We start from the raw sequence: 7509 nt of genomic DNA, 5'->3' as shown, positions 1-7509 counted from the left end.
GATGGTGGCCTTGGCACGCTGCATAACCGCGTCAGCTATGCCGGCGATACGGCTAATCTGACAATTAACCTGATAGCAGGGACCGGCCTGGGTGGAAATGCGCAGGGCGATACTTATACCAATATCCAGGATGCGACTGGTGGCAGCGGTGACGATACCTTCATTGCCAGTGCTGCAGCGAATAATTTCGACGGCGGTGGCGGTTCGAATACAGTGAGCTATGCCGGACAGAGTGTTGCCGTGAAAGTTAATCTTTCCTCGCAATTAATGAGTGGCGTTGCTGCAAATACCGGCAGCGGCGGTTTCGCAGCGGGCGATACCTATACCAATATCCAGAATGCGATAGGTGGTACAGGCAATGACACATTGATTGGTGCCTCAACCGGCACGACCGTACTGACAGGCGGACTTGGTAACGATACCTTGATTGGTATCGCGGCCAACAGTGCCAATACCTATGCAAGCTATGCCGGCTCCAACGTGGGCGTGACGGTCAATCTGTTGACGGGCGTGGGCGCTAATGGTCATGCGGCGGGCGATACATTAACCGATATCGATAATCTAATCGGCAGTTCCCTCAACGATACGTTTATCGCTAACGGCAAGGTTAATATCTTTAATGGTGGCGCGGGCAATGATACCGTCAGCTATGCGGGTTCCGGCGCGGCGGTGATCGCCAACCTGAATACGACCACCGGTTCGGCCGGCAATGCGACGAACGATGTCTACATCAGCATTGAAAACCTGACGGGTTCTGATTACGACGATACCCTGACTGGTTTGACGGCAGGCGGTTCGATACTGACCGGTGGTTTGGGTGCCGACAAAATGTATGGCCTGGGGACAAATAATACGATTAACTATGCCGGTTCCAGTCTCGGCGTGACTATTGATTTATTCAACGGTAATGCGATTGGTTCGGCGGTCGGTAGCGAGGCCTATGGTGATACATTCTCCGGCATCCAGAATGTCATCGGTAGCACGTCCAACGATATATTTTACGCAAGTAATGAAGCGAATATATTTACCGGGAATGGTGGTGTTGATACCGTAAATTATCAATATTCAGATTTAGGCGTGACGGTCAATCTGAATACCGGCGTGGGCACATTCGGTTTCGCTGCCGGCGATACTTATGTCGGTATCCAGAATGTGGTGGGCAGTGCGTTTAACGATACCTTCGTCGCCAACAGTACTGCCAGTGTCTTTAACGGCGGCAGCGCCGGTAGTGATACCGTTGATTATTCTGCTTCTGGAGCGGTTGGGGTGACGGTCAACTTGTTTAATGGCACTGGTACAGGTGGCTATGCCCAAGGTGATAGCTATGTGAGTATAGAAAACGTCATCGGGACCGCCGGCAACGATCTGTTTTATGCAAGTGCGGCTGCCAATAATTTTAATGGCGGCACTGGCGGTAACGATACGGTAAGTTATCAGTTTTCGACCGGCCAGCCTATCGTGGCGAACCTGCTCACCGGCCAGGGTACCGGCGGTGATGCGAATGGCGATCGATATACATCCATCGAAAATTTAACCGGTAGTGCATTTGTTGATAGCAATCTGACCGGTGATGGCCTAGCCAACATTTTGACGGCGCTTGGTGTCAACACTACCAATATTCTCGATGGTGGTGCCGGCAATGACACCCTGGACGGACGTTTGGGTGGCCACAATACGCTGATTGGTGGTGCCGGCGATGATCTTTTCTGGGTAAAGGTTGGTGCAGACGGCTCCACGATTGCCAATGTGGATCATATTACCGGTGGCGATGGCGCGGATACCTTGAGGATAGATGGCTTGCTGTCAAACCTGAATATGACTACCTTCCTGGCCGGTACCGCACCAAATACCTATAAGGCAAGCGGCATTACCACGCTGGACGTGCGTGATAGTGTATCTACGACCCTGACGTTTACTGCGCAGGATGTTATTAATATGGGCGTGAATAACCAGCTTACCGTTCGAATGGATGGAGGCGATACGCTGAAAGTATCAGGTAATGCCGTAGCAGGTAATGGTTACTTTGCTTTTTACGACGCGAGCAATACCACGGAAGTGGCGCGCATTAATTTCCTGTACGCTTAAGATCGTTTCCTTGCGCCACAAAAAAGCCTCGCAATGCGAGGCTTTTTTATGGGTGCTTAACTTATGACGGTTACCAGACTTTCCACCAAGGATCGTCCTTTTTCGGACCACCACGGAAGTAGACGCTGTCAGGGAAGTTGGTCTTCATCACGCGCTCCGCATCGTCACGCAGTTGCGGCAGGTTGAGTGCGTCATAGGACCGGATCATCACGTACAACGCACCTTCCACTGCCGGTGCGCCCGGATAATTTTTCACTGCTGATTGCGCCCGGTTGACAGCGGCCAGGTAAGCACCACGACGGTAGTAATAATTTGCTACGTGTACATCGTATTGCGCCATGCTGTTGACCAGGTAGGCCAGGCGGGCGTTGGCGTCAGGGGTGTACTTGCTGTCCGGGAAGCGTTCAGTCAGCAATTTGAAGGAATCGAAGGCTTCACGTGCGGCTTTCGGATCGCGTTCGGTCGGGTCCTGGCGTGACACAAAGTCAAATATACCGACTTTATCGTTGAAGTTGATCAGGCCACGCAGGTAGTACATGTAGTCGACGTTAGGATGGTCCGGATGCAGCTTGATGAAGCGCTCCACGGCGGCCAAAGCCTGTGGCTGGTCGCCTTGTCGGTAATAGGCATAGGCGATTTCCATCTGTGCCTGTTGCGCATAAGTACCGAACGGATACCGTGATTCCAGCTTTTCGAAGTGGGAGACAGCCTTGGCGTAGTCACCTACGTTCATCTCTTCACGAGCCTCCGAGTATAATTTGGATGGAGACCAGTTTTTGGTCTCGTCGAATTTGTCGGGTGTGAGGCTACATGCGGACAGTAGGAAGGCGAGAGCGACGATGGTAATTTTTAGCATTGGTTTTTGCATGAGATTTCGCGAGAATGCCGCTAGACAATGAATGATTATAGCCGATGGGACTTGTAGTGATACCAACCGATACACCGATTTTGAATAAAACCATGCCTGAAAGTGATTTGGAGGGCGTGGATGATGGCGACGACCTGGCGCTGGAATTACCCCCGATCGAACTGGATTTGACCCCTGAAGTCTGCGGCGTCCGTTTGGACAAGGTTCTTTCGACCCTGGTTCCGCAGTATTCCCGTAGCCGTTTGCAGCAATGGATAGATGGTGGCCACGTCAGCGTCGATGGCGAAGTTGCCCGCGCGAAAATGACGGTTTATGGCGATGAAAAAGTTGTTATTTACCCGCAACCAGCGCCGGAAGAAGAGGCTTTCAAGCCTGAAGCCATGGATCTGGCCATCGTCCACGAAGATGCGGAAATGCTGGTAATCAATAAACCTGCAGGTCTGGTCGTACATCCGGCCGCAGGTAATTGGTCCGGCACCTTGCTCAATGGTTTATTGCATTATTTGCCATCAATTTCCGGCGTGCCGCGTGCCGGTATCGTGCATCGCCTGGATAAGGACACCAGTGGCTTGATGGTGGTCGCCAAGACCCTGATTGCGCATACCGACCTGGTGCGCCAGTTGCAGGCGCGTACCGTAAAGCGTGAATACCTGGCGCTGGTATGGGGCACGCCGAATATCAACGGCAAGATAGATGCATCCATTGGTCGTCATGCCCGTGATCGCATCAAGATGGCGGTTTCCGAAAACCTCACGGCCAAACCTGCAGTCACCCATTTCCAACGCCTCGCAACCGGTATGCTGGATGGTCGTCCGGTCAGCCTGATGCTATGCCGGCTGGAAACCGGTCGTACCCACCAGATCCGTGTGCATATGCAATCGATAGGCTTTGCATTGGTCGGTGACGGCTTGTACGGCAAGCAGCATTTGACCACGGTCTTCCCGCGCCAGGCCTTGCATGCGCGTCGGCTCGGACTGATCCACCCGGTCAGTGGCGAGGCGGTGGAATGGTCCAGCGAAGTGCCGGAAGATTTTGCCGGGCTGATCGCACGCGCCGGTATCAAAACTTACTAAGCAGGCGGCATGGAGCTGATTCTTCCACAATGGGGTATGTCCCTGCCGGCAGTCGGCGCACTGGCGACGACGCGTCCTTGCGGAATCAGTGCTGCTCCTTATGACGACGGCGAGGGTGGTGGTGGTTTAAACCTTGGCGTACATGTCGGCGACGTGCTGGCCAATGTAGAACACAATCGCGCGCAAATCCGGCGCCAGTTGCCGGCTGAACCGGCCTGGCTGACGCAAGTGCACGGTACGATCGTGCTGGATGCTGCACAGGTTGTCGGTGCGCCGGAAGCCGACGCGAGTTTTACTACCGAGCCGGGCGTAGTGTGCGCGATCATGACGGCAGATTGCCTGCCGGTGCTGTTTGCCGATACGGCCGGTCGGGTTGTCGCTGCTGCACATGCCGGCTGGCGCGGTTTGGCGGCCGGGATTCTGGATAATACGGTGGCGCAAATGCGTGCGGCAGGGGCTGAAACCATACATGCATGGCTGGGGCCGGCGATCGGTCCGCAGCAATTCGAAGTAGCGGAAGATGTGTTGCAGGCCTTCGTCGCGAAAGATCCGGCGGCAGCGACGGCTTTCAAAGCGATAACTGATAAGCCGGGCAAATACCTGGCGGATATTTATCAGTTGGCACGCATGGCTTTAGCCACACTCGGCGTCAGCAAAGTCACTGGTGGCAATGCCTGTACGGTCAGCGATCCGCAACGTTTTTATTCTTATCGTCGCGATGGCGTGACCGGTCGTATGGCGGCGCTGATCTGGCTCAGGTAAGCCGCTTTGTTGTTACTTCAGGTTTGAGATGGAGGTTCGCTCGCAGCCGCTTTCGCCTCCTCCGATTTTTGAATTTCTGCGCGGCGCTGCATTTCCTGCGCATGACGTTTGCGCTTGCGTTGTCCGGTGCCCATCACGTATACAATAATCGTAACGGGCAAGACACCATAGAGTAAAAAAGTCATAATCCCGGCAACGATCGAAGTTTCCGTGATCGCCATCATAAAGACGACATAGATCCAGGCGATGGCGATGATGTACATAGATATCTGCGGTGGATTGAATTCAAACCGCAAAGATACTTGAAAAAGCGGCGAAAAAGCGAGGAGCGAGCATGAATCAGCAGCAATCTTCCCCCCATTCAATGTTTGGACCCGGGATGGGGATAGATCCGGCAGTGGCGACGCAACTGCAAAATGATTACGCACAGCAGTTCATGACCCTATGGCAGCAGATGCTGAATTCACAGGTGCCGCCGATTGCCGATAAGCGCTTTGCCGATCCGGCCTGGCAATCCAGCACTATGCACGCCTTCAATGCGGCCGCCTATCTGTTGAATGCCAAATTCCTCGCCGCAATGGCGGATGCGGTACAAATACCTCCCAAAGCCAAGCAAAAAATCCGTTTCGCTGTGGAACAAATGGTGAATGCAATGTCGCCAGCGAACTTCCTGTTTTCGAATCCGGAAGCGCAGCAAAAGCTGATCGAGACCAAAGGTGCGAGCCTGACGAACGGGCTCAAGCATTTGTTTGAAGACATGCAAAAAGGCCGCATTTCGCAAAGCGATGAAACCGCCTTTGAAGTGGGTCGCAACGTGGCGATCACCGAAGGCGCGGTGGTGTTTGAAAATGATTTATTCCAGCTGCTGCAATACAAGCCGCTGACGCCTACCGTCTATGAGCGCCCCTTGTTGTTGGTGCCGCCATGCATCAATAAATATTACATACTCGATTTGCAGGCGCATAACTCTTTCGTGCGCTATGCGGTGGAGCAGGGCCATACGGTCTTCCTGATTTCATGGCGCAATGCCGACGCCACGATCGCACATGCGACGTGGAACGATTACATCGAGGATGGCGTATTGCAGGCGATGGATGTCGCCAAAGCCATCACGCGTCAGGACAAAATCAATGTGCTGGGCTTTTGCGTCGGTGGCACGATGCTGACCAATGCGCTGGCGCTGGCTTGCGCACGCGGCGAAGAGCCGGCTGCCAGCCTGACTTTGCTGACGACTTTCCTGGATTTTTCCGATACCGGCATCCTCGATGTGTATATCGACGAGGGCAAGATCAAAGAGATCGAGCAGGAGATCGGTAGCGGCGGTTTGATGAAAGGACTGGATTTCAATGCGGCATTTGCCAGCTTGCGTTCAAATGAACTGATCTGGAATTACGTCGCATCGAATTACCTGAAAGGGGAAAATCCTGCTCCCTTCGATATGCTGTACTGGAATGCCGACAGTACCAATCTGCCCGGCCCGATGTATTGCTGGTATGTACGCAATACTTATCTGGAAAACAATTTGAAGCAATTCGGCAAATTCATGTTGGGTGGCAAGCCTATAGATTTGCGCCAGATTGATGCGCCGAGTTTTATCTACGGTTCGCGCGAAGACCATATCGTGCCGTGGACCAGTGCATATGAATCAGTCAACATCCTCAATCGTAAAAAGCCGCAACAGAATCGTTTTGTACTCGGGGCTGCCGGACATATTGCCGGTGTCATCAATCCCCCCGGCAAGAGTCGGCGGCAATATTGGGTCAATGATATGCAGGACGGGCTGGATGCGCTGTCGTGGCTGGCCGGCGCACAAGAGGTGGCAGGCAGCTGGTGGCCGGCCTGGACTGAATTCCTGGCCAGTCATTCCGGCAAGCAGGTGAAGGCGCGGAGCAAATTGGGTAATGCCAAATTCAAACCGATAGAAGCCGCGCCCGGCCGTTACGTAAAGGCAAAAGCGGCGTAAATGGTCGCCGTGGCGTACCGGGATGGGAAATCGTACTTCTTGAGGTAAGTCAAGGTGTCGCGTAATGTTGCGTAAACCTTTGTTTTTTCGCACTATAATGAATTGTCGAGGTAGACTCCGTTGGCCTTTTTTGGTTGATTGATATAAACGCGTTGTGACGCTACAAGTTGGGAAGACTGATGACGAGTACAAAAAAAATCTCCGAGCGCTTGATTAAGAAATATCCAAACCGTCGTCTGTATGACACGCAAACGAGTTCTTACATTACGCTCGCCGATGTCAAACAGTTGGTACTGGATAGCGAGCAGTTTTCCGTGCTCGATGCGAAGACCGATGAAGATTTGACGCGTAGCATCCTGTTGCAGATCATCCTGGAAGAGGAAGCTAATGGTTCGCCCATGTTTTCCAGCGCTGCCTTGTCGCAAATCATTCGCTACTATGGCCACGCGATGCAGGGCATGATGGGTTCTTACCTGGAAAAGAATATCCAGGCCTTCATCGATATCCAAAACAAGCTGACCGAAAACTCCAAGGACCTGTACGAAGGCAAGCCTTTCAGTCCGGAGATGTGGACCCAGTTCATGAATGTGCAAGGCCCCATCATGCAAGGCATGATGAGCAATTACATAGAACAGAGCAAAAGCCTGTTCGTGCAAATGCAGGAACAAATGCAAACCCAGTCGAAAAACATGTTCGGCGCCTTCCCGTTTGCCCCGCCAGCGCCACCTCCTGGCGATAAAAACAACAAGTAAGCTGAT

General features: G+C 53.0%; 7 protein-coding genes. 5 read left to right on the top strand and 2 right to left on the bottom strand.

Going from position 1 to position 7509, the window contains the following annotated elements:
• Nucleotides 1-2085 (top strand): beta strand repeat-containing protein (locus tag ACFQPC_RS07000; RefSeq protein WP_382271080.1); only part of this gene is annotated, 2085 nt, incomplete at its 5' end.
• Nucleotides 2086-2155: 70 nt separating this feature from the next.
• Here the strand turns inward: ACFQPC_RS07000 and ACFQPC_RS06995 are convergent.
• Entirely contained in the window at nucleotides 2156-2953 is a 798-nt protein-coding gene (locus ACFQPC_RS06995) for an outer membrane protein assembly factor BamD (RefSeq protein ID WP_382271079.1), read from the bottom strand.
• A gap of 92 nt (nucleotides 2954-3045) precedes the next feature.
• Between ACFQPC_RS06995 and ACFQPC_RS06990 the strand changes: the two genes are divergently transcribed.
• Both ACFQPC_RS06990 and pgeF read left to right on the top strand, forming a co-directional pair.
• Entirely contained in the window at nucleotides 3046-4026 is a 981-nt protein-coding gene (locus ACFQPC_RS06990; protein ID WP_382271077.1) for an RluA family pseudouridine synthase, read from the top strand.
• A 9-nt stretch (nucleotides 4027-4035) separates the two neighbouring features.
• Complete coding sequence (gene pgeF / locus ACFQPC_RS06985) at nucleotides 4036-4788, top strand: peptidoglycan editing factor PgeF (RefSeq protein WP_382271075.1); 753 nt, start codon at nucleotides 4036-4038, stop codon at nucleotides 4786-4788.
• 17 nt (nucleotides 4789-4805) lie between these two features.
• Here the strand turns inward: pgeF and ACFQPC_RS06980 are convergent, their stop codons facing one another.
• On the bottom strand, nucleotides 4806-5051 hold the full coding sequence (locus ACFQPC_RS06980) for a hypothetical protein (protein WP_382271073.1): 246 nt from the start codon (nucleotides 5049-5051) through the stop codon (nucleotides 4806-4808).
• 71 nt (nucleotides 5052-5122) lie between these two features.
• On the opposite strand from ACFQPC_RS06980, the gene ACFQPC_RS06975 reads away from it, so the two are divergent.
• Both ACFQPC_RS06975 and phaR read left to right on the top strand, forming a co-directional pair.
• On the top strand, nucleotides 5123-6751 hold the full coding sequence (locus tag ACFQPC_RS06975) for a PHA/PHB synthase family protein (RefSeq protein WP_382271072.1): 1629 nt from the start codon (nucleotides 5123-5125) through the stop codon (nucleotides 6749-6751).
• 179 nt (nucleotides 6752-6930) lie between these two features.
• Entirely contained in the window at nucleotides 6931-7503 is a 573-nt protein-coding gene (phaR, locus tag ACFQPC_RS06970; RefSeq protein ID WP_012079253.1) for a polyhydroxyalkanoate synthesis repressor PhaR, read from the top strand.
• Nucleotides 7504-7509 lie beyond the last annotated feature (6 nt).

Origin of the sequence: Herminiimonas glaciei (genome assembly GCF_042664955.1) — a bacterium.
GTDB lineage: Bacteria > Pseudomonadota > Gammaproteobacteria > Burkholderiales > Burkholderiaceae_D > Oxalicibacterium > Oxalicibacterium glaciei.
This window is presented reverse-complemented; position numbering and strand designations above follow the sequence as displayed.

What these genes read in the sequence shown, in the direction of transcription:
- ACFQPC_RS06995 (WP_382271079.1), bottom strand. Translation starts at nt 2,953, where the DNA reads ATGCAAAAACCAATGCTAAAAATTACCATCGTCGCTCTCGCCTTCCTA.
- ACFQPC_RS06990 (WP_382271077.1), top strand. Translation starts at nt 3,046, where the DNA reads ATGCCTGAAAGTGATTTGGAGGGCGTGGATGATGGCGACGACCTGGCG.
- pgeF (WP_382271075.1), top strand. Translation starts at nt 4,036, where the DNA reads ATGGAGCTGATTCTTCCACAATGGGGTATGTCCCTGCCGGCAGTCGGC.
- ACFQPC_RS06980 (WP_382271073.1), bottom strand. Translation starts at nt 5,051, where the DNA reads ATGTACATCATCGCCATCGCCTGGATCTATGTCGTCTTTATGATGGCG.
- ACFQPC_RS06975 (WP_382271072.1), top strand. Translation starts at nt 5,123, where the DNA reads ATGAATCAGCAGCAATCTTCCCCCCATTCAATGTTTGGACCCGGGATG.
- phaR (WP_012079253.1), top strand. Translation starts at nt 6,931, where the DNA reads ATGACGAGTACAAAAAAAATCTCCGAGCGCTTGATTAAGAAATATCCA.